15 protein-coding genes are annotated in these 22,463 nt (G+C 71.6%); 6 read left to right on the forward strand and 9 right to left on the reverse strand.

Annotated elements, in window-relative coordinates; translation table 11 throughout:
* Positions 1 to 5: 5 nt before the first annotated feature.
* A complete protein-coding gene (locus ACPXB1_RS28360) occupies positions 6 to 767 on the reverse strand; it encodes a thioesterase II family protein (protein ID WP_355597507.1) in 762 nt (253 codons plus the stop codon).
* 13 nt (positions 768 to 780) lie between these two features.
* Positions 781 to 993 (reverse strand): MbtH family protein, encoded by a 213-nt coding sequence (locus ACPXB1_RS28365; RefSeq protein ID WP_355597505.1) that lies wholly within the window; start codon positions 991 to 993, stop codon positions 781 to 783.
* A 195-nt stretch (positions 994 to 1,188) separates the two neighbouring features.
* Here ACPXB1_RS28365 and ACPXB1_RS28370 point away from each other — a divergent pair, with 195 nt between their 5' ends.
* From ACPXB1_RS28370 to ACPXB1_RS28395, 6 genes are read left to right on the forward strand one after another with little or no spacing between them, the layout of a single operon-like run.
* Positions 1,189 to 5,820 (forward strand): amino acid adenylation domain-containing protein, encoded by a 4,632-nt coding sequence (locus tag ACPXB1_RS28370; RefSeq protein WP_425736023.1) that lies wholly within the window; start codon positions 1,189 to 1,191, stop codon positions 5,818 to 5,820.
* 16 nt (positions 5,821 to 5,836) lie between these two features.
* Entirely contained in the window at positions 5,837 to 6,877 is a 1,041-nt protein-coding gene (locus tag ACPXB1_RS28375; protein ID WP_355597501.1) for a MupA/Atu3671 family FMN-dependent luciferase-like monooxygenase, read from the forward strand.
* Positions 6,874 to 7,362: a flavin reductase family protein gene (locus ACPXB1_RS28380; RefSeq protein WP_355597499.1), complete on the forward strand. Its 489-nt coding sequence runs from the start codon at positions 6,874 to 6,876 to the stop codon at positions 7,360 to 7,362. The genes ACPXB1_RS28375 and ACPXB1_RS28380 overlap by 4 nt, the downstream gene beginning before the upstream one ends.
* 57 nt (positions 7,363 to 7,419) lie before the next feature.
* Entirely contained in the window at positions 7,420 to 9,342 is a 1,923-nt protein-coding gene (locus ACPXB1_RS28385; protein ID WP_355597497.1) for an AMP-binding protein, read from the forward strand.
* Positions 9,342 to 14,882 carry an amino acid adenylation domain-containing protein gene (locus ACPXB1_RS28390; protein ID WP_425736024.1) on the forward strand — a complete coding sequence of 1,847 codons (5,541 nt, stop codon included), beginning with the start codon at positions 9,342 to 9,344 and terminating at the stop codon, positions 14,880 to 14,882. Before ACPXB1_RS28385 ends, ACPXB1_RS28390 begins: the two co-directional genes overlap by 1 nt.
* Before the next feature lie 10 nt (positions 14,883 to 14,892).
* On the forward strand, positions 14,893 to 15,855 hold the full coding sequence (locus ACPXB1_RS28395) for a chlorinating enzyme (protein ID WP_425736025.1): 963 nt from the start codon (positions 14,893 to 14,895) through the stop codon (positions 15,853 to 15,855).
* Positions 15,856 to 15,867: 12 nt separating this feature from the next.
* Here the strand turns inward: ACPXB1_RS28395 and ACPXB1_RS28400 are convergent, their stop codons facing one another.
* From ACPXB1_RS28400 to ACPXB1_RS28430, 7 genes are all read right to left on the reverse strand, one after another.
* Positions 15,868 to 16,572 carry an SDR family NAD(P)-dependent oxidoreductase gene (locus ACPXB1_RS28400; RefSeq protein ID WP_355597491.1) on the reverse strand — a complete coding sequence of 235 codons (705 nt, stop codon included), beginning with the start codon at positions 16,570 to 16,572 and terminating at the stop codon, positions 15,868 to 15,870.
* Between the two features lie 118 nt (positions 16,573 to 16,690).
* Positions 16,691 to 17,722: a pyridoxal-phosphate dependent enzyme gene (locus tag ACPXB1_RS28405; protein ID WP_355597489.1), complete on the reverse strand. Its 1,032-nt coding sequence runs from the start codon at positions 17,720 to 17,722 to the stop codon at positions 16,691 to 16,693.
* Positions 17,712 to 18,314, reverse strand: a complete 603-nt coding sequence (locus ACPXB1_RS28410; RefSeq protein ID WP_355597487.1) for a GNAT family N-acetyltransferase — start codon at positions 18,312 to 18,314, stop codon at positions 17,712 to 17,714. Before ACPXB1_RS28410 ends, ACPXB1_RS28405 begins: the two co-directional genes overlap by 11 nt.
* Before the next feature lie 30 nt (positions 18,315 to 18,344).
* Positions 18,345 to 19,469 (reverse strand): alpha/beta fold hydrolase, encoded by a 1,125-nt coding sequence (locus ACPXB1_RS28415; protein ID WP_425736026.1) that lies wholly within the window; start codon positions 19,467 to 19,469, stop codon positions 18,345 to 18,347.
* A 184-nt stretch (positions 19,470 to 19,653) separates the two neighbouring features.
* Positions 19,654 to 20,604, reverse strand: coding sequence for a chlorinating enzyme (locus ACPXB1_RS28420; RefSeq protein WP_157552741.1), 951 nt, complete (start codon positions 20,602 to 20,604; stop codon positions 19,654 to 19,656).
* On the reverse strand, positions 20,601 to 20,888 hold the full coding sequence (locus ACPXB1_RS28425) for an acyl carrier protein (RefSeq protein ID WP_425736027.1): 288 nt from the start codon (positions 20,886 to 20,888) through the stop codon (positions 20,601 to 20,603). The genes ACPXB1_RS28420 and ACPXB1_RS28425 overlap by 4 nt, the downstream gene beginning before the upstream one ends.
* Positions 20,872 to 22,398 carry an amino acid adenylation domain-containing protein gene (locus tag ACPXB1_RS28430; RefSeq protein WP_425736028.1) on the reverse strand — a complete coding sequence of 509 codons (1,527 nt, stop codon included), beginning with the start codon at positions 22,396 to 22,398 and terminating at the stop codon, positions 20,872 to 20,874. Before ACPXB1_RS28430 ends, ACPXB1_RS28425 begins: the two co-directional genes overlap by 17 nt.
* Between the last annotated feature and the right edge of the window lie 65 nt (positions 22,399 to 22,463).

Here is a 22,463-nt window from a genome sequence, read left to right on the forward strand (position 1 = left end):
TTGGGTCAGCGTGCCCGGACGAGGTCGTCGCCGATTCTTCGGATTACCTGCCGTTCGGCCTCCGGGCCGAAGAAGTGCCCGCTCGGGACGACGTCCAGGTCGAAGCGGGCGGTCGTCTCGGCCTGCCACGCCGCCATCTGGTCGGGAGGCGCCGTCCAGTCCTCGGCGCCGGCGAAAGCGCGGATCCGCACGTCGAGCGGCGTCTGCGGCCGGAATCCGTGTGTGCTGAGCACTGTGAGGTCGGCCCGCAACGTGGGCACCAGCGCCCGCACCAGCTCCGGTTCGGCGAGGACCTCAGGCGGCGTTCCGCCCATCTCCCGCATGTAGCCCTCGAGCCCGTCCGTGCGCCCTTCCCACGGCCAGACGTCGTCGTCGTTGACCGGTGCGACGTCGCACGCGTGGAAGAGCATGAAGGGCATCGGCATCGCGCGCTCGCGCAGGGCGTGTGCGAGCGCCCAGGCCACCCGGGACCCCATGCTCACGCCGTAGCAGGCGAACGGACGGTCCAGCAGCGGCAGTAGCGCGTTCACCAGCGCGTCGACGAGTGGCGTCATCCGGTCGAACGCCGGTTCGCCGAACCGGTCGGCGCGCCCCGGCAACTGCACAGCGATCGGCTCGACGGACGCGGGCAGGAGACCGGGCCACTTCCGGTACATGGCGGCGCTGCCGCCGGCATGGTGGAAGCACAGCAGCCGGACCTCGGACGGTTGCTCGCGGCGCCCGAATCGCTTGAACCAGCGCCGGTCGATGTCCTGCAGCTGGGTCATCGTGGGGACCGGATCAGCTCGTGGTGGCTGTGCCGCGGCGGGCGCTGCGCGGGCGGATGTCGGTCCAGTTCGCCTCGACGTAGTCGAGGCATGCCTGGCGACCGTCCGGGCCGTGCACGACACGCCAGCCGGCCGGAACCGCAAGCGTCGCCAGCCAGAGCGAGTGCTGATCCTCGTCGTTGACGAGCACGAGGAAGGTGCCGTCGGGGTCATCGAACGGGTTCATGTCGCTGACCCTAGGACGCCGGGTAGTGACGTATCTGTCACGTGAAACGAGGACGGGAAGGCCAGTTGGCTGCCGCATACGTTGGCGGTGGCGTTGGCGCGGCTGCGGGCGACGGGGGAGTGGACGCATTCGTCGACCGCCGGACTCGACCCGCTGGAACGAGTGCCGCGGGACGACACAGGGACGGGATGACCAATGACTGATCTGCAACGACGCATCGCAGCCCTCTCGCCGGAGCAGCGGGCCCGACTGGAGGAACGCCTCGCCGAGATGGCGGCCGCCCGTGGTCACCAGGTGAGCACTGCCATCAAGCCGCGTGACCGCGACCGGCCCACACCGCTGGCGATCCAGCAGCAGCGTGAGTGGACCTTCGCCCAGTTCCAGTCGATCACCATCCCGGGAGCGTTCCGGGTCGAGGGCGAGTTGGACGAGGACCTGCTCCGTCGCGTCCTCGCCGAGGTGGTGGAACGGCACGAGGTGCTGCGATCCACAGTGGAGTTGCAGTCCGACGGGACCATGGCGCAGGTGGTGCATCCGACCACAGCGGTGCCGGTACCCATCGTCGACCTGTCGCACCTTTCCGACGACGAGCAGCGGGCCGAACTGCGCGAGAGCTGGCAGTCCGAGGTCCAGCTGCCGTTCGACCCCGGGGAGCCGCTGCGGCTGCGGGTCCGCGTGTTCCGCCTGGCCGAGCAGACCCACGTCGTCTTCATCACCGCCGACCACGTGGCCGCCGACGCGTTCTCGGTGGGCCTTCTGGTCCGGGAGTTCGCCACCCTCTACGTGGGCGCCCCACTCGACCCGCTGGAGATCCAGTACGGCGACTTCGCGGCCTGGCAGCGGTCTGTCGAGGCGGAGCGGATCGACGACGAGACCCGGCACTGGCAGGAGACCCTGGCCGGCATCCCGGCCGGACTGGGGCTGCCCACCGACCGGCCGTACCCGGCGCGCCCGACGTTCGCCGGGGCGTCCCACATCACCGAGCTGCCGGCCGCGGTCTCCACCGACCTGCGCCGCCTCGGTGAGCGCGAGAGCGCGTCGCCGGGAATCCTCCTGCTCGCAGCCTGCGCCGTGCTGCTGCACCGGTACACCGGCCGCGACGACGTCGTCATCGGCGAGAACGTCGCCGGCCGCAACCGAGCCGAGCTCGAACCGCTCATCGGCTGCTTCGTGGGGGCCCTCCCGATGCGGATGCGGCTCACCGGCGAGCAGACCCTCGCAGCTGTGGTGCGGCAGGCCCGGGACACGGTGGTGACCGCCTACGATCACCAGGACCTGCCGGTGGACGGCATGCTGGACCGGCTCGGCCTGGAGGCCGCGTCCGCCACCCTGTTCGACATGTGGCTCGACGTGCGCACGCCGGAGCGGGACCTTGAGGTCCCGGGCCTGCGGATCAGCGCCGAGACGATCGAGACGGACCTGATCGCCGCCACGCCACTGACGCTTGACGCCGATCCGAACGGCGACACGCTGCGACTGCAGTGGATCTACATGACCGAGCTGTTCGACGCCGAGACCGTGCAGGTGCTCGCCGATCAGTTCGTCCGCATCCTGCAAGCGTTCGTCGACGCGCCCGACACGACGGTCGGCGACCTGCCGCTGGCTGTCGCACCGGCATCCCCGGCGGCGGTCGAGCAGACACCGGACGCCGCCCGCGACGATGCGCCAGGCTTCGTCGAGCTGTTCCAGCGCCGCGTCGCGCAGGCCCCGTTCGCACCGGCGGTGGTGCACGACGGCGTCCCGACAAGCTACGACGAGCTCAACCGCTCCGCCAACCGGCTCGCCCACCGGCTGCGGGCACTCGGTGTCGGCCGCGACACCACTGTCGGCATCCTGGTGGACCGCTCGCCCCGGCTGGCCGTGTCGATCGTCGGCGTGCTCAAGGCCGGCGCCGCGTACCTGCCGATCGATGCCGCCTACCCGGCCGAGCGCATCGCGGGCATGCTCGCCGACGCGGGCGTCCGCGTGCTGGTCTCCGAGGAACGGCTGGCGTCGATCGGGGCCGGCTCGGTGGACCACACGGTGCTTGTGGACGACGGGGCCGACGGCCCCGACACCGACCTGCCGGGACCGGATCCGGACGCACCGGCCTACGTGGTGTTCACGTCCGGCTCGACCGGGCGACCCAAGGGCACCGTGATCGAGCACCGGTCCCTCGTGACGTACGCGCGCGACGTGGTGGACCGGCTCGGGCTCGGCGCCGGCGACCGGTTCCTCCAGTTCGCCTCGCCCAGCTTCGACGTGCTCGCCGAGGAGTTGTTCCCGACCTGGTTGGCCGGCGGTTGCGTGGTCATCCCGGCCCGGTCGCTGTTGAGCGGCGGCGAGGATCTCACCGACCTCATCGAGCGCGAGTGGCTGACGGTTATCGAGCTGCCCACCGCGTACTGGCACGAGTGGGTGCGTGAACTCGACCGGACCGGCCGCACGCTGCCCCGGTGCCTGCGCCTGGTCATCATCGGCGGCGAGCCGGTCCTCGCCGACCGGCTGGCCATGTGGAGGAAACTCGACGTACTGCTGATGAACTGCTACGGGCTGACCGAGACGACCGTCACCTCGACGTTCTTCCGTCTGGACCCGGCCGGTCCGGTGGTCGACTGGCCCAACCTGCCGATCGGCACCCCACTGCCCTCGGCGGACCTGCGCGTGCTCGACCACCGACTCCGTCCGGTGCCACTCGGCGGCACCGGGGAGCTGTACATCGGCGGCGTCAGCGTGGGCCGCGGCTACGTGGGGCAGCCCGGCCTGACGGCGCACCGCTTCGTCGCCGACCCCGACCCGGCACGGCCGGGCCGCCGGCTGTACCGCACCGGCGATCTGATCCGCCGGCGGGTCGACGGCAACCTGGAGTTCGTCGCCCGGGTCGACCGACAGGTCAAGATCCGTGGCTTCCGGGTGGAACCGCTGGAGATCGAGTCGGTGCTCAGCCGCCACCCGGGGGTCGCCGAGACCGTCGTGTCGGTGCATGAGCCGTCCCCGGGCGACCGGCGCCTGGTCGCGTACGTGGTGCCCGGCCCGGACGGGATGCCCGACCTCGGCGAGCTGCGCCGGTACCTCGACGGCGAGTTGCCGGCGTACCTGGTGCCCGCCGCGTTCGTCGAACTCGACGCGATCCCACTGACCACCAACGGCAAGGTCGACCGGGACCGTCTACCGGCGCCGGACGAGGGCCGACCCGAGGTGGGCCCGGCCTACGCGGCGCCGCAGTCGCCGACCGAGCGCACGCTCGCCGGCATCGTCTCGGCGGTGGTCGGCGTCGACCCGGTCGGCGTCGACGACAACTTCTTCGAGATCGGCGGCGACTCCATCCTCGCGATCCAGGTCGTCGCACGGGCGCAGGAGGCGGGCCTCCGGCTGTCCCCGCAGGACCTCTTCGCGCACCCCACCATCGCCACCCTGGCCGTGGCGGCCAGCGCCGCGCCCACCATCGACGCCGAGCAGGCCGACGTGATCGGTCCGGTGCCGGTCGCGCCGAGCCAGCGCTGGTTCGGAGCCGCCTCCATCGTGGAGGCACGGCACTGGAACCGGTCCGTGGTGCTGGATCTGCCGGCCCCCGTGGAGCCGGAGCTGATCGAGAAGGCCGTCGAGCACCTGATGGGCCACCACGACGGGCTGCGTCAGCGGATCCTGCTGGCCGGCGCCGACCGCATGCGCGTGCGGATCGCCCCGCGCGGCGACCTCACACCCTTCAGCACGTACGACCTGACCGATCTCGACGAGGCGGCGCAACGACGCCGGATTGACGAACTGGGCACCGAGATCCAGGCCAGCCTGGACCCGGCCGTCGGGCCGCTGGTCCGGTTCGCCTGGTTCCGCTGCGGCGGCGGCCAGCCGGACCGGATCGCCGTCGTCGCCCACCGCATGGTCGCCGACGCCTGGTCGATGCGGATCCTGGTCGAGGACCTGGGTCGCGCCCTCGCCTCGCTGGCAGCTGGCGAGCCGGTGGCGCTGCCGCCGAAGACGACGTCGTGGCAGTCGTGGGTACGTCGGCTTGTCGCGTACGGGCGTACGCCTGTGGTGCAGGAGCAACGCGCGTTCTGGGCCGACCTGGTCGCCTCGCCGGGCGGCCCGGTCCCCGCCGACCGCCAGGCGGAGCCGGAGGCCGATACCGCGGCGACCGAGCAGACGATCACCGTGTCGCTCGACGCTTCGCGGACGGCCGAGCTGCTCGCCGCTCCGGAGGCGCTCAACTGCCAGCTCGACGAGTTGCTGCTGACGGCGCTCGGCCGGACGCTGCGCGCGTGGAGCGGTGCCGGGCGGCATCTGGTCGACGTCGAGCGGACCGGCCGCGCGGCGCTGTTCGACGACGTCGACCTGGGCCGCACAGTGGGTTGGGTCAGCCATACCCATCCGCTGCCCCTGACCGGCGACCAGGACGACTCGTCCGAGACGAGCCTGAAGGCGGTCAAGGAGGCGCTGCGCGCGGTGCCCGCCGACGGTGTCGGATGGTCGCTGCTGCGGTTCGACGCCGAGCCGGTGCCCGCGGCGCCGGTCGAGCTTGCCTTCACGTACCTCGGCGACGTCGACCCGCCCGGTTTCAGCCCGGCGTCCACTCTGGTCGGCCCGGACGTCAGCCCTCGTGGGCTGCGGCCGTACCCGATCGCTGTCGAGGTGTCGCTTGCCGGCGGCGCGCTTGTGGTCCGCTGGCGCTACAGCGAGACGCGGCACGACCAGCAGACCATGCAGGCCCGCGCCGACAGTTACCTCGCGGAGCTTGAGGCGCTCGTCGAGGCGGCGCGGCAGCCGGCCGAAACCACCCACTCGCCTACCGACTTCCCGCTCGCCCGCGTCGACCAATCCCGGCTCGACGCTCTGCTCAGCCGGCTCTGACCCGACGGGAGTGGTGGTGGACTACAGCCTGTTCTTCTTCGCCGACGGAGGCGTCGCCGGTGACGACGGTTACCGCCTCCTGCTGGAGAGCGCCCGATTCGCCGACGCCAACGGGTTCACGGCGGTCTGGACGCCGGAGCGTCACTTCCACTCGTTCGGCGGCCTGTACCCGAACCCCGCTGTCACCGGGGCCGCGGTGGCCGCCGTGACCGAGCGGGTGGGCGTCCGGGCGGGCAGCGTGGTGGCGCCCCTGCACCACCCGGTCCGCATCGCGGAGGAGTGGTCGGTCGTCGACAACCTGTCCAAGGGCCGGGTGGGGCTGTCGTTCGCGTCCGGCTGGCACGCGGCCGACTTCGTGCTGCGCCCGGAGAACTACGCCGACCGCAAGAACGTGACGGCCGAGACGGTGGACACCGTACGCCGGTTGTGGCGTGGCGAGGAGGTCGAGTTCGCCGACGGAGCGGGGGAGAAGCGGGCCGTCCGTATCTTCCCCGCGCCGGTGCAGCCCGAACTGCCGGTGTGGGTGACAAGCGCCGGCTCGCCGGAGACGTTCCGGACCGCCGGCCGTCTCGGTGCGGGGCTGCTGACCCACATGCTCGGCCAGGATCACGCCCGGCTCGCCGAGAACATCGCCACCTACCGGTCGGAGCTGGGCGGGGCGCCGGGACACGTCGTGCTGATGCTGCACACGCTGATCGGCACGGACCGGGCCGAGGTGCGCGAACAGGTCCGCGAGCCGATGAGCAACTACCTGCGCAGCTCCGCTGACCTGATCGTCAAGGCAGCCGCGAGCATCCTGCCGCCCGGCTTCGACGTGAACCGGCTGCCGGAGCGGGACAAGGACTTCCTCATCGCGCACGCCTTCGACCGCTACTTCACCAGCAGCGGCCTGTTCGGCACCGTGGCCGACGGGGCCGACATGGTGAGCCGGCTGGAGGCGATAGGTGTCGACGAGATCGCCTGTCTGATCGACTTCGGCGTGCCCCGCCAGGACGTGCTCGGGTCCCTGCGACACCTTGCCGAGCTGGCCCGGCAAACGGGTCAGCCGGCCAGGTGACGTCGCCGGCTCACGAGACGGTCGGGGCGGAGCATCTGCGCCGCCTCCTCCGCCGCTGGGCCACCACTGTGACAGTGGTGACGGCGGCCGGCGATGGTCGGCCCTTCGGGTTCACCGCGACGTCGTTCACGTCGGTGTCGCTGTGCCCACCGGTCATGTCGTTCTGCGTCGACAGTGGCTCGTCGAGCTGGCCGATGCTGCGGGAGGCCGAGCACGTGGCGGTGCACGTGCTCGACGCCGGGCAGGCCGACCTGGCGCGTACGTTCGCCACCCGCGGCATCGACCGCTTCGCCGCGACAGGTTGGCGCCCCGGGCCGTACGGCGTGCCGCTGCTGCCTCGGAGCCTGGCCTGGCTGGTGTGCCACGTCTCGGCGCGGATCCCCGCCGGCGATCACGTGATCGTCCTCGTCGAGCCGCTGGAGGCCCAGGTCATCGACGGCAGCCCGCTGCTGTACCACGATGGACAGTACGCGGCGCTTGCCTGACCACTACCCCGCTTTAGGGGACAGCTACGGCGCGAGCAGGCCCGATACGTTCTGGGCATGGCCACCCAGTCCTTGGCCGACGTGCTGCTGATCCGGGCCGAATCGACGCCGGACGCCGTCGCCTACGAATACGTCGATTCCGCCGGCGAGGTGAGCACACTCAGCTACTCCCAGGTGGCCGCACGCGCGTCCGCCCTGGCCGAGCAGATCGCCGGGTGCGGCGACGACGGTCCGGTGCTGCTTGCCGCTCCGGCGGGGCTGGACTACCCGGTGGCGATCTTCGGTGCCTTCCTCGCCGGACGTCCGGTGATCCCGGCCTACCCGCCCGGGTCGAGCGGGCCCGACCGGGGCCGGCTGGACGGCATCGTGGCCGACGCCCGCCCGTCGGTGGTGATCGCCGAGCGCACGTATCCGGAACTGGCGGCCGTACCCGCGGCGCTCACAGTGCCCGGTAGGGAGGCCGACGGCGGTCCGTTGAGCGGACAGGGCCGCAGCGCCCCGACGGATGTGGCGATCGTCCAGTACACGTCGGGCAGCACCGGGAAACCGCGCGGCGTGCTGGTCCGGCACGACAGCGTCCTCGCGAACGTCGCGGGCATCACCGACCGGTTCCAGCTGACCGAGACCGCTCGCGCGCTGCTCTGGCTACCGCCCTTCCACGACATGGGCCTCATCGGCGGCCTGCTGACCCCGGTCGGTGCGGGCATCACGATGCGCATCATGCCGCCGGGTGACTTCCTCAAGTCGCCACTGTGGTGGCTGCGGCAGGTGACCGAGAGCGGTGCGACGGCCAGCGGCGGACCGGACTTCGCGTACGCCCTCTGCGTACGCCGGGCGCGGCTGCGCGGGCCGGAGGCGCTCGCCGGACTCGACCTGTCGGGATGGCGGGTGGCCTTCAACGGTGGCGAGGCGGTCCGGCACCGCACGCTCACCGAGTTCGCCGAGACCTTCGCTCCGGTCGGGTTCCGTCCCGAGGCGTTCCTGCCCTGCTACGGGCTGGCCGAGGCGACCCTGATGGTCAGCGCCGGCCACTGGCGGCCGGCCCCCGGTCCGGTCAGTTGCGGAACGCCGGTGCCCGGCCAGCGGGTCGCGGTGGTCGATCCGGAGCGCCTGACCGAGGTGGGCGACGGCGACGAGGGTGAGATCTGGGTGGCGGGACCCCACGTCACGTCGGGCTACCTGTCCGGCAGCGACCAGGACGACCTGTTCGGCGACCTCGACGGCACCCGCTACCTGCGTACCGGCGACCTGGGCTACCGGGCTGGCGACGAGCTGTTCCTGACCGGGCGGAAGAAGGACGTCATCGTTCTTCGCGGCGTCAACCACCACGCGATCGACGTGGAGGCCGCCGCCCTGGACGCGGCCGGTCAGGCCGTCGGCACGGCCGCCGCGTTCCTCGTCGACATCGAACCCGAGCCGTTCGCCTGCCTCGTGCTGGAGGTGCGGGGCAGGCCCGCCCCGCACCTCGTCGGGGACGTGCGGGCCGAGGTGCTGGCGCGGACCGGCTTGCGGCTGGGCGCCATCGCGTTGGTGCCACCGCGATCGGTCCCACGTACGTCGAGCGGCAAGGTACGCCGGGCCAACTGCCGCGACGCCCTGCTGGCGGGAGCGTACGACGGCTCGGTTGTCGCCGACCCGGCCCTGATCGGTGCGCTGGCCCAACGGCGCGACCGGGACGCCGCGGTCGCCGACCTGGCCGGCGTGATCTGCGGCATCATCGCCGAGCTGTGCGAGGTCGACGACTGCCGACCGACCGATCGCCTCGTGGACCTGGGCGTGGACTCGGTGCGCGCAGGCGAGGCCGCCGACGTGCTGGGCGACACAGTGGGCCTGGACGTGCCGTTCGAGACGGTTCTCGTCGCCACCACACCGCGTGCCGTCGCGGACGCGCTGATGGACCGGTGGCTGAGTGAGGGCAGCACACCGGGTCAGGTGCGCGAGCGGCTCGCCGCTGTCGACAGCCACGCGAGCGTCTCGTGATGGAACCTGCGGTCGGGCGGCACCTTGTCCAGCGCTGGCGCTCCGGCGGTCCTGCGCCGGCGACCCGACCCGGCCCCGCCCCGGTGTCGACAGCGCAGCGGGGCGTCCTCGTGTTCGAGCGGCTCTACCCGGGCACCACTGTCTTCAACCTGCAGCACGTCGCCAGGCACACCGGCGCGCTCGACGAGGACCGGGTCGACGACGCGCTGTCCGTCGTGCTCCGCCGGCACCCGGCCCTGCGCAGCACGTTCGCGGACGCGAACGGTAGTGGTCCGGTCCGCATCGTGCACGACTGGACGACGCTTCGGGCCGAGCGCACGGACCTGACCCACCTGGACCCGGCACAGCGTGCGGCCGCCGCCCGCGAACACGCGCAACGGCTCGTCACCCGACCGTTCGACATCGCAAACGGGCCCCTGGTCCGGGTACACGTCCTCCGGTTGACCGACAACGAGCGCCTGCTCGTGTTCGTCGCGCACCACCTGGTCTGCGACGGCGGCTCGATGCGCGTACTCCTCACCGAGCTCGACCGCGCGTACCGCGGCGAGCTGACCGGCGGGCCGGGCGACACGGTCCCCAGCCCGGCCCCCGTGCCGCCCGGCCCGGGGGCGCTTGACTACTGGCGGGAGCGGCTGGCCGGCCTGCCGGAGCTCGACCTGCCTGCCGATCACGGGCATCCCGCGCGGCCGACGTTCGCCGCGGACTCGGTACCGCTGACCGTCGGACCGGACGTCGTCGCGGCAGCCGAGCGGCTGGGACAGACCGAGCGGGCCACCGTGTTCATGGTCCTGCTGGCGGGGTTCCAGCTCCTGCTCGGTGAGCACAGCGGACAGGACGACTTCGCTGTCGGTTTCCCCGAGGCCGGGCGGTCGGGACGGGGCCGGCACGGCGCTGTGGGTCTGCTCGCCGACCTGGTCGTGTTCCGGGCCGACCTGAGCGGCCGTCCATCGTTCCGGGAGCTGGTCCGGCGTGCCCGGGACAGCTTCCTGGCCGGCTTCGCCCACCGCGGGGTGGCCTTCGAGGACGTGGTCGCGGCGTTGGCGCCGGGCCGGAGCCTCGACGGGTCCCTTGTCTCCGCCAGCCTTGTCTTCCACGGGGAGACGGGCGAACCGACACTGGGCGGCGCGCCCCTCGAACGGGTGACGGTCGGCCGTCCCGGCCTGCGCTACGACGTGGACCTGCACCTGTGGCGGGAGCGGGACCGGCTGTGGGGGAGCTGGGACTACCGGACCGAACTCTTCGACCCGGTGACGGCGGCCCGGATGGCCGAGCGGCTGCCGGTCCTGCTGGCCCGGGCGCTGGCCGAACCGGACCTGCCGGTCGACCAGCTCGACCCGCTCACCGACACGGAACGGGCGCTGCTCGACCGGTGGGGCCACGGTCCGGCCGTCGGTGACCGGCCGCTCACCCTGCACGACGCGTTCGCCCAGCAGGTCGCCCGTACGCCCGACGCGGTGGCCGTCCAGGACTCCCGTCGTACGCTCACCTACCGGCAGCTCGACGAGCGTTCCAACCAGATGGCCCACTACCTGCGGGACCGGGCGGTGTGCGCCGGGGACATCGTCGGCATCCGGCTCGGCCGGTCCGTCGACCTGGCCGTGGCGATGCTGGGCATCCTCAAGGCCGGCGCGGCGTACCTTCCGCTCGATCCCGCCTACCCGGCCGACCGTACGGCCTTCATGCTTGAGGACAGCGCGGCCCGGATGGTCGTGACAGCCGCCGAGCTGGCCGCGCTGGACGACCAGCCGGTGCGCGCTGTGGACGGTCCGCCGGTGTCGCCCGACGCGTCGGCGTACGTGCTGTACACGTCGGGTTCGACCGGCATGCCCAAGGGCGTGCTGCTCACCCACGACAGCGCGGTGACGATGGTGACCTGGGTCCGGCGGACGTTCTCGCCGGACCACCTGTCCCGGGTGCTCGCGTCCACGTCGATCTGCTTCGACGTCTCGGTTCCCGAGTTCTTCGCGCCGCTGTGCGCGGGCGGCACCGCAATGATCGTCGACAACGCCCTCTCGCTGCTCGCCGACGTACCGGACGTGACGATGATGAGCGTCGTGCCGTCGGCCGCGAAGGCGCTCGTCGAGGTGGGGGCACTGCCCCGCAGCGTGCGGGTGGTGGGCCTGGGCGGGGAGGCGATCACCGGGACCCTTGTGGACGACCTCTACGCCACCGGGCACATCGAGGCCGTGATCAACCTCTACGGTCCGACCGAGGACACCACGTACTCGACGTACGCCCAACTCCGCCCCGGCGAGCAGCCGCCTCCGATCGGCGCACTGTTGCCGGACGCGCGCGCGTACGTCCTGGACCGGTCGCTGCGGCAGGTGCCGGTCGGCGCGGTCGGGGAGCTGTACCTGGCCGGGCGTGGCCTGAGCCGCGGCTACATCAACAGGTCCGGGCTGACCTCCGCCCGGTACGTCGCCGACCCGTTCGCCTCCGCGCCCGGCGACCGCATGTACCGAACCGGCGACCTGGTGCGTTACCGCTCCGACGGCGCCCTGCTCTACCTCGGCCGGCAGGACTTCCAGGTCAAGGTACGCGGGCAGCGGATCGAGCTCGGCGAGGTGGAGACCACGCTCCAGAACCATCCCGACGTCCGTGACGCGGTGGTCGCGCTGCACGGCGACCGCCTGGTCGGCTACCTGGTAGCGCGGCCCGCAGACGGCATCGACCTGGACGGGGTGCGGGCGTACCTGCGCCGGACGCTGCCGGTGGTGATGGTCCCCGGCAGCCTGGTGGTGCTCGACGAACTGCCGCACACGCCCAACGGCAAGGTCGATCGCCTGGCGTTGCCGGCGCCGGCCGACCCGACAAGTGGCGCCCAGAGCGATCCGCCGCGCGGCGCCGACGAGGAACTGGTCGCCGAGGTGTGGCAGCAGGTTCTCGAACTCGACCGCGTCGGACGGGACGACGACTTCTTCGACCTCGGCGGGGACTCCCTGCTGGCCGGCCAGGTGCTCGGCCGGCTGCGCGCGCGGGCCGGCTCGTCACTGCCGCTGCGGCTGGTGTTCGAGAACTCGCGCCTGTCCGACCTGGCGGCAGCCCTGCCCGCGCCGGCGGAGGGCGCGCCGGACCCGGCTGACCGTCCTGAGGTGTCGCCCCGGCCGGCCGACGAACCACCGGTCCTCTCGTTCGACCAGGAACGGTTGTGGCTGGAATCCCAGATCCGGCCCGGTGCCGCCTACCACGTGCACGGCCGCCTGCGGATGCGCGGAGCGCTTGACGTCGCGGCGCTTGAGCGCAGTGTCCGGGCGATCGTCGACCGGCACGAGATCCTCCGTACGACGTTCCCGGTGGTCCGCGGCCGGGCTGTGCCACACGTGGCGCCGCCCGACCCGGCCTGGCGCGTCGACCGGGCCGACGCCGACCGGGCGGAGGTGGCCGAGCGGCTCGCGGACGACCAGGCGGCCACGCCGTTCGATCTCGCCAAGGGACCGTTGTTCCGCTGCCTGCTCATTCGCCAGAGCGACACCGATCACCTGGTGAGCATCACGATCCACCACGTCATCTCCGACGCGTGGTCGGTCGGTCTGTTCCTGCGCGAGCTGTCCGCCCTGTACGCGGTCGGCGGGGACACCGCAGCCGCCGAGCTGCCAGCCCTGCGCGTCCAGTACGGGGACTACGCCGCATGGCAGCGACGGTGGCTGACCGCCGAGCGGCGCGCGGCCCAGGCCGACTACTGGCGCGACCGGCTGGCCGGGGCGCCGGCGGCGGTGGACCTGCCGACGGCACGTCGTCGATCGCCGGCCCAGGGCGCTGTCGGTGGTCGGGTCCGGGCCACTCTGGACTCCGCCGGCGCCGACGCGTTGAGGCGGCTGTGCCGCGAGCACGAGGTGACGCCGTTCATGGCCACCGTCGCGCTGTTCTCCACGGTGCTGCACCGCTGGTCCGGCCAGGACGACCTGGTCATCGGCGTCGCGGTGAACACCCGCCGCGATGCCGGGGTGGACGCGTTGCTCGGCCTGTTCGTCAACACCGTCCCGGTGCGGATCGACCTCGGCGGCGCTCCCGGCTTCGACGAGCTGCTGCGCCGGGTCCGCCGGGCGTGCATCGACGACTGCGTCAACCACGGCGAGACCCAGATCAACCTCCTGCTCCGGGAGCTGTCGGTGGTCCGCGACCCGTCGCGTACGCCGCTGTTCCAGACGCTCGTCAGCATGATCGACACCGCCGAGGGCAGGTTCCGGCTGCCCGGCGTCGAGGTGGAGGGCGTGGAGCCGCCACCTCAGCCGGGCAAGGTCGATCTCAACCTGAACGTGCACGAGGGCGGGGACGGCGCCGGCGAGTTCCGGCTGGAACTGCTCTACCACGCCGACCGTTACGACGCCGCTGCGATGCAGGCGTTCCTGGACCAGATCGCCGCGTTGCTGCCGGCGGTGGCCGCCGATTCGACAGGCGGCATCCTCGACTACGAGCTGTCCGGCGCACCGGTGGCCGTCGGTCCGGCCGCGACGGTGGCCGCCGAGCCTCGTACCGTCGGAAAGCCGTGGGCGGAGCGGGCATCGGACCGCGTCGTGCTGGTCGACGGGGACCGGGAGTGGACCGACCGGCAGCTCGCGGACGCGGTCGCAGGTCCGGACGGACCGGATCGCCAGGCCGCCGGCCGCAGACTGACGGCGCTGATCGCCGCGCTCCGGCACACCGCCGCAACGGACGCGACCGGCACCGCCGAGCCCGCCGAATGGGCTGTCGAACGGTTCGGCCTGACCGGCGAGGACCGGCTCGCCGTCCTGTCCGGCCCGCCCGGTCTCGTGACGTCGGCGCTGTCGTCGGCGATGGCCGCCGGCACCGTGCTGCATCTGCCGGCCGACGACGAGCCCGATGTGTTGCGGGACTGGCTGCGGACCACCGCCGTGACGGCCGTGTACCTCACCCCGCCGTCGCTGCGGGCGCTGACCTCGCACCGGGCGCAGGCGGCACTGCCACACCTGCGGTACGCGTTCGTGGCCAACCGTGGCGACCTGACCGCGCAGGACGTGGAGCGACTCCGGACGCTGGCACCCGGCTGCCAGGTGGTCGGCGTCTACGGCGGACCGCCGAGCGGCAGCCCGCTGGCCGGCTACGCCGTGCCGGCAACCTGGACGGCGGCCACGGCCCCGCTGCGCGTACCGATCGGCACGGAACTGGCCGGCGCGCTGGTCGTGCGCAACAGGGCCGGGCGGCCGGCGGCCGTCGGCGAGGTTGGCGAACTCCACGTCGGCGAGCTGACCACCGGCCAGCTGGCCCGGCGGCGGCCCGACGGCGTGCTCGACTTCGCCGGCGGCGGGCCGGCGTCCGCACCGTACGCCGATCCGCTGGAGACACTCGCGGCCCTGCGTGACCTGGCCGACGTGGACGACGCGCTCGTGGACGACTCGGCTACCGCCTACGTCGTCGGCACCGCCAGCGCCGTGGACCTCGGCCGCCTGCGCCAGCACCTGGTCACGCGGCTGCCGGAGCACCTGATCCCGAAGCGGATCGTCGTGGTCGACCGGCTCCCGCTCACCGTCGACGGTGAGTACGACCTGGACTCGTTGCCCGATGCACCCCTACCGAAATGAGCGAGCAGCCATGACCGACACCGCCCGCGCACAGTACGCGCTCACCGCCGAGCAGCAGGAGACGTTCTGGCGGCAGGGCTTCTTCGGCCCGTTCCCCGTCCTGGACGAGGACGAGATGGTGCGCACCTGGCGGTCCGAGCGGCTGTCGGTGCTGGACCGGCGCAACGCCGTCTACCCCGAGAACGCGGCAGTGTCGGGCAACACCAACATCTCCAACTACGACAGGCACCTGGACAACGGCTTCCTGGCCGACCTGGTCACCGACCCGCGGATCACCGACCGGGTGGCAAGCGTGATCGGGCCGGACCTGCTGTGCTGGCGCACCGAGTTCTTCCCGAAGTACCCCGGCGACGAGGGCACCGACTGGCACCAGGCCGACACGTTCGCGAACGCCTCCGGCAAGCCGCAGATCGTCTGGCCCGAGGACGCCGAGTTCGGTGGCACCATCACTGTCTGGACGGCCTTCACCGAGGCGACGACCGACAACGGCTGCCTGGAGTTCATTCCCGGCTCGTACACGCGGATGAACTACGACGAGTCCAAGGTGATGGAGTACTCGCCGGACACGATCAACAACGCGACGAAGAGCGGCAAGAAGCGCGGTTTCTTCGGCTACGACTACCGGCAGCTCCAGGTCGACCCGGACTTCCAGCCGGACGAGTCGAAGGCCGTGCCGATGGTCATGCGGCCGGGCGAGGCGGTGATGTTCTGGTCGACGCTGATGCACGCGTCGTACCCGCACTCCGGCAAGACCGACGCGATGCGGCTCGGCTTCGCCGCCCGGTACGTGCCGACCTCCGTGCACGTCTACCCGGACACCGACGTGGTGGAGGAGTACGGGGGAACGGTGAGCCTCGACCGGTACGGCGCCGTCCTGGTCAGTGGCGAGAACCGCTACGACCACAACCGCATCGCCACGCACACCACGACCGGCCGCCCGTTCCGCCTGCCCACGTCACCGACCAACCGGTGAACTCCGGCGCGGTCACGAGTCGATCGGGCTCCGGCCGCGCCAGAGCCGTCCGGTAGGACCGCCGTCGGGCAGGGTGGCGAGCCATACCGCGGTGTCCACTGACGTCGAGGCGTCGACCGGCCCGGCACCGCCGGCCTGGTCGGCGCCCGCCTCCGGGCAGCACGCGTTGACCAGGATGCCGTCGCCGGCCAGCTCGTCCGCGAACACTCGGGTCAGCGCGTTGACGGCGGACATCGAGACGCGGCTCGCCCACGCCCCGCGCGGATCGGCGGCCGACCCGGACGAGACGTTGACGATCCGTCCGTAGCCGGTGGCGCGCATCAGCGGCAGGACTCCCTGGACGAGCCGCCACGGACCGAACAGGTTGGTCTCCAGGGTCCGGCGGACCAGTTCCACGTCCACGCTCGCCGCTGCCGCGCCGTCGTCGAGCAACGCGTCGGCGTTGTTCACCAGCACATCGCACCGGCCGAGACGCCTGTTCACCCAGGTCACGAGCCAGGCGACGCTGTCGGCGTCGCTGACGTCCACCTGGCGCACCGCCACCCGGTCGGCGAGGCCGCCCAACCGTTCGATCGCCGCGCGACCGTCCTCGGCGACGCGACAGGCGAGCACGACGCGCATGTCCAGCTCGGCGAACCGTCGGACCAGCTCCAGGCCGAGCCCGCGGTTTCCTCCCGTGACGACTGCGACCCTGTCCGGGGCCAATGTGTGAACCATCCTCCCGCGCTGGCCTGCGTACGTGCCCGACTCGTGCACTTGATCCTGAACGTCCGGCCGGGCCGGAACATGTCACCGAATGCGGCGACCCCGTCATGCACGACGGAGGAGGCCGGCGCTATCCGCCCGTCACCAGTTGCGGCCGGTTCACCTCGCGCCCGACGTACCGGCCGGTCCGTTCGAGGATCTCGCCGTACCGGTGGATGTCGTTGTTTCCCCCGGACAGCACGCACACCACCGGCCCGCGCAGCGGGCTGCGCAGCGGCATCCGCAACGCGGCGCTGGCCAGCGCCCCTGCCGGTTCGGCGATGATGCCGTCGGTCTGGTACAGGTCGACCATCTCGGCGCACACCGCGTCCTCGGGCACGGACACCAGCTCGTCCAGCAGGTCGCGCACGACCCGGTGGCCGATCCGCCCCACCGACGGAACGGCGGCGCCGTCGACGAACGTGTCGATCGGACGCAGCGCCGTGGGCCCGCCGTGGTCGAGTGCGGCCCGCATGCTCGCCGCGCCCGCCGGTTCGGCGCCGATGACAGTCACGCCGGGCAGCCTGTGCTTGAGCCACGTCAGCATTCCCGCGACAAGCCCGCCGCCGCCGACCGGAACGATCACCGTGCCGACGTCGCCGCCGAGCTGTTCGACCACCTCGACAGCGACAGTGGCCTGCCCGGCCACGACCGCGGGGTTGTCGAACGGGTGCACGTAGGCGCCACCGGTGCGTTCGCAGTCCTCCAACGCGGCGCTCGTGGTGGTGTCGAAGTCGGCGCCCGCCACGACGACCGTGCGCACCACGCCGTCGCCAAGCGCCGCGATGCGCTCCCGCTTCTGCCGCGTCGTCGTGGCCGGCAGGAACACGCGCCCGGGGATGGCCAGCTGCCGGCACGTGAACGCGACGCCCTGTGCGTGGTTGCCCGCGCTCGCGCACACCACACCGCGGTCGCGCTGGCCCGCGGTGAGCGAGGCGATCGCGTTGTACGCGCCGCGAACCTTGTACGAGCGGCACAGCTGAAGGTCCTCGCGCTTGAGCCACACGGGTACGCCGGCGGCGGCGCTCAGGCGCGCGTTCGGATCGAGGGGAGTGCGGCGTACCACGGGACGCAGCACCTGGGCGGCCCACGTGATCGACGCGACGGACGGCTCACCGCTCATGTCGCCTCGTCGGCGGAGACGTCGCCGGAACCTCCTTGCGCATCACACAGTGGCTCTTGCCCTTGGGCCGGATGTAGGCGAATCCGGCCTGCTCGAACAGGCTGCGCGTGGCGTTGTAGAGGAAGGAGGCAGAGGTCTTCTTCCCGGCGGTGTCCTGGGGATAGGACTCCACGAGCCCGCCGCCGCCCTGCGCGATCAGGCTGAGAGCGCCGTCGAGCGCGACCCGGGACACGCCTTTGCGACGGTAGTCGCGGTCGACGAAGAAGCAGGTGATCCGCTGGTCCGGCAGGATGTCGAGTTCGGCCCGGTACTGCTTGCCGTGCTGGACGTTCGGCAGTTCGTCAGGCGTTCCGTACTCGCACCAGGCCACTGCCGCGTCACCGTCGAACACAAGTGCGGCGTGGGCCCGTCCCTCGTTGACAAGCCGCTGTTTGAGACTGCGGTTGCCCTCGGCGCCCTGCCCCCGTTCGGCGCAGGACGGGTGGAAGTAGATGCACCAGCAGCCGCCCCACACGCCGTTGTGCTTCTCGACGAGCCCCGCGAACGCGTCCCACGTGTCCGGACCGAGCGGTTTGACAGTGAAGTCGCTCATGGTGCCTCCATTGACGGAAATTCACCGATGCTAGGCGTGGGCCACGTCCTCCCGCGTGGTCGGATGCGCGATGAAGTCGGCGGCCGCCTGCATCAGGGCGGTGCTGTCGGCGTGGAACAGGGAGGCGTGGTCGCCGTGCGGTTCCATCCGCAGGCGTGCGTTCGGCAGGCCCTCGGCCAGCTGCCGCGAACCCTGCGGGTGCGCGGTCTCGTCGTCCTCGCTCGTGACCACGAGCGTGGGCTGTCTGACGCGCGTGAGGTACTGCTCCACGTCGGTACGGGCGAGGGCGCCGTTGAGCCGGCAGTACCTGTAGAAGAGTTCGGCGCTGGTGTAGGGGTACAGCACCAGATGCGCCACCTCGGCGGGCGTGCTGGTGAGCGCCACCTGCCAGAAGGCTGCCTGGACCGACCGCGCGGCGGCCCGGCTGTGGGCGGCGATGGTCATCAACTCGATCAGGTCGTTCTGGAACCGGGTTCGCGGCGAGCCGCTGGCGAACTCGTAGGCGCCGTGCCACAGGCTGAGCGACAGGATCCGTTCGGGCCGGCTCGCGGCGGCGGCCAGGCCGATCACCGCACCACCGCAGAGGCCCACCACGTGCGCGTCGGCCACCCCGTAGTGGTCCATGACGGTGAACAGGTCGGCGGCCTGCGCGGCGGTGTCGACGGCGTAGTCGTCGCTGTGGTCGGCAGCTCCGAACAGACCTCGGCTCTCCCAGGCCAGAACCCTGCGGTCCCGGGCCAGGAAGCGCATCCACGACTCCGCGAGCGCGGCGGGCATTCCGCAGGCGGGTACGACGACGACAGTCTCGCCGGGAGGCCCGGCGCTGTACACGTTGAGCGGGAGTCCGTCGTGCGAGCGCATGCTCTGCCGGCTGAAGAACCCGTCGAAGCTGTCCGCCACGGCCTCGGCGGTGATCAGGTCGACGTCGGTCAGCAGACCCTCCGGCATCGGCGTGACCGCGTCGACCAGATCCGCCAGGGCCAGGCGGTCGCTCACCACGCGCTCGAAGACCTGAAGGTCGCCGGGGGCGGCGTCGCGGCTCACTGCGAGCCCCGGGACCCCGGCCTGCCGGGCGACCCGCCCGAGCACCTGCTCCACGTCGTGCCACTGCCGGGCGGACCAGCCGGTCGGAGCGCCGCTGGCATCGCTACCCACCGCAACGACCCTGACCGGTCCACCCAGCCCTTCGACAAGGGGCCGCACCGACAGCACGGATCTCGCGAGCCGCGCCACCGCCGACCTCGCCTGCGCTTGCACCATCGGCCGACTCCCTCTGTGACGGCGGGGACCGGTGACCGGGCCGGAGACGTTCACCAGCCCGGCCGTTCCCGGTCGCGATTCACCGAACCGGGAACTTGTGGCCCCGCGTCGTGGTGGTCACCTTGCGGTTGTGGGTGTACGTGTCGACGCCGGCCACCAGCACCGTGCCGTATTCCTGCAGGCTCACGCGACCGCCGTACTCGTCGACGTCGTCGGTGTCCGGGTAGACCTCCACACAGGTCGGAACGTACCGGCCGGCGAAGCCCAGGCGCATTCCCTTGTCCGGCGCGCTGTGGGGCTTGGACGCGTGCATCATGGTCGACCAGAACATCACCGCCTCACCCGGGCGCATGATCATCGAGACCGCCTGGTCCACCGGCGGCTTCCAGTCGGGGTCCTTCTGCAGTTCCCGGTAGTCGTATCCGTAGAAGCCGCGGGTGACGCCGTCTTCCTTGCGCTGAGCGTTGATCTTGTCGGGCTGGTAGTGCATGCCCTTCGTCTCGTCGTAGTACATGGTGCGCTGCGTGCCGGGGATGAACTGCAGGCAGGCGGTTTCCTCGGTGGCCTCGGTGAACGCCGTCCACACGGTGAGAGTGCCGCCGTACTCCCTCTCCGCCTCGGGCCAGACGATCTGCGGCTTGCCCGACGCGAACGCGAACGTGTCCGCCTGGTGCCAGTCGGTGCCTTCGTCGCCGGGGTACTTCGGGAAGAACTCGGAACGCCAGCACAGCACGTTCGGGCCGAGCACCGCGGTGACCCGATCCACGATCTCCGGCCGGCAGATGTGGTCGGCGAGGAACGTCGAGTCGAGGTGCCGGTCGTAGTTGGCGATGTTGGTGTTGCCCGCCTGGGCGTCGCCCTCGTCGTAGACGGCCTGGCTGCGGTCCATGAGGCGGAGCCGCTCCCGCTTCCAGAGGCGCTGCATCTCGTCTTCCTCGTACACCTTGAACGGTCCGAGGTAGCCGCGTTGATGGAACTGGGCGACCTCTTCCGGACTCGGCGTGAAGTTGCGTTCCAACGTGTTCGTCATCGCCAATCCCTCGCCGTCACGGGTTGCTGACTGTTGAGTTGCCGTGCCACGAGCGCGGACATCTCGTCGACGCTCGCCTCCTCCAGTTCCGCGACATCCGCGGTGATGCCGTACCGCTCGTTGACCTCGGCCACGATGCGGATGAAGGCCAGGGACGTGGCGCCCTGGTCGAACACGTCGACGGCCGGGTCGACGTCGCGTTCCAGCACGGCTCTGGTGATGCCACTGATCGTCTGCCTGATGTCACTCACCGTGGCATCGGGCAGATCACTGTCCGAGTGCATCGCGATCCACCTTTCCTTGCAGCGTCATCGGAATCTCCGTGACGACCTTGTAGAGGGACGGCCGAAGGTGCCTCGGCAGACTCCGGACGGCGTGACGCTCGGCGGCGGCGGCCAGGCCGTCGTCGGCGTCCGTTCCGCCCGCCGGCAGCAGGTGCGCGACCAGCCGCACGTCGCCCTGGCCGAAGTCCCGCGCCACGACGACTGCACGCCCGACGCCGGGCACCTGGGCCAGGCACTGTTCGATCTCACCTGGTTCGATCCGGTAGCCCCGGATCTTCAGCTGGTCGTCCACCCGGCCGAGGTAGGCCAGCTCGCCGCCGGGAAGGCGTACCCCGACGTCGCCGGTGCGGTACAGGCGCTGCTCGCCGAGTTCCGCCATGGAGGAGACGAACCGTTGCGCGGTGAGCTGGGGGCGGTTCAGGTAGCCGCGGGCCACCCCGCCACCGGCGATGTACATCTCGCCCGGCTTGCCCTCCGGCACCGGCCGCCCGTCGTCGTCAAGGACGTGCACACGCAGATCCGGAATGGGTACGCCGATCACACTCACGCCTGTCGTGTCCAGGTCGGCACCGGTGATCCGCCGGTAGGTGCAGTGCACAGTGGTCTCGGTGATGCCGTACATGTTGACGAGCTGCGGTCGCTCGTCGCCGTGCCGCTCGATCCAGGGCGCCAGTTGCCGGGGCTCCAGCCGCTCCCCACCGAAGATCACCAGTCGCAGGGAGAGGCCGGCCGTGTCGGCACCCTGGCTCGCCGAGAACAGCAACTGGTGGAACGCCGAAGGGGTCTGGTTCAGGACTGTCACCCGCTCGGAGCGCAGCAGCGAGACCAGCAACGAGGGTGAGCGGGTGCTCGCCTCGGGCATCAGGACCAGTCGCCCGCCGTGCAGCAGCGCGCCCCAGATCTCCCACACGGAGAAGTCGAAGCTGATCGAGTGGAACAACGACCAGGTGTCGTGATCGTCGAACGCGAACCACGGATCGGTCTGCTCGAACAGGCGCACCACATTGCGGTGCTCGACAGTCACGCCCTTCGGCGTCCCGGTCGAGCCGGAGGTGTAGATGACGTACGCCAGGTTGTCCGCGGACGCCGGCGGGTGCCCGCTGGGATCGAGGCGGACGGCGCCGGGGCCGGACGTCACCTCGTCGCTGTCGATCCACACGACCGACGGGTGGCGGTCGCCGATGACGCCGGCGGTGTTCCTCGCCGCCACCACGATCGGCGAACCGCAGTCGGACAGCAGATAGTCGATCCGCTCGGCCGGATAGCTGGGGTCGATCGGTACGTACGCGCCGCCGGCCTTCAGGATGCCGAGCATGCCGACGATGGCCTCCGGACTGCGCCGCACACACAGCCCGACCAGTACGTCCGGCCCGACACCGAGTTCAGCGAGGTGATCGGCGAGCCGGTCGCTGCGCGCGTCGAGGTCGCCGTAGGAGACGGACTCGTCCGTCGTTGTCAGCGCGATGCGCTCCGGTGCCTCGCGCGCCCGGTCCTGGAAGATTTCGTGCAAGCGGCGACCGGAGGGCGCTGCTGAGACCTGCATTCCGCCACCATCCTCGCGAAGAGCGGAAGTTC

The organism is Micromonospora sp. DT68 (assembly GCF_049847245.1).
GTDB lineage: Bacteria > Actinomycetota > Actinomycetes > Mycobacteriales > Micromonosporaceae > Micromonospora > Micromonospora profundi.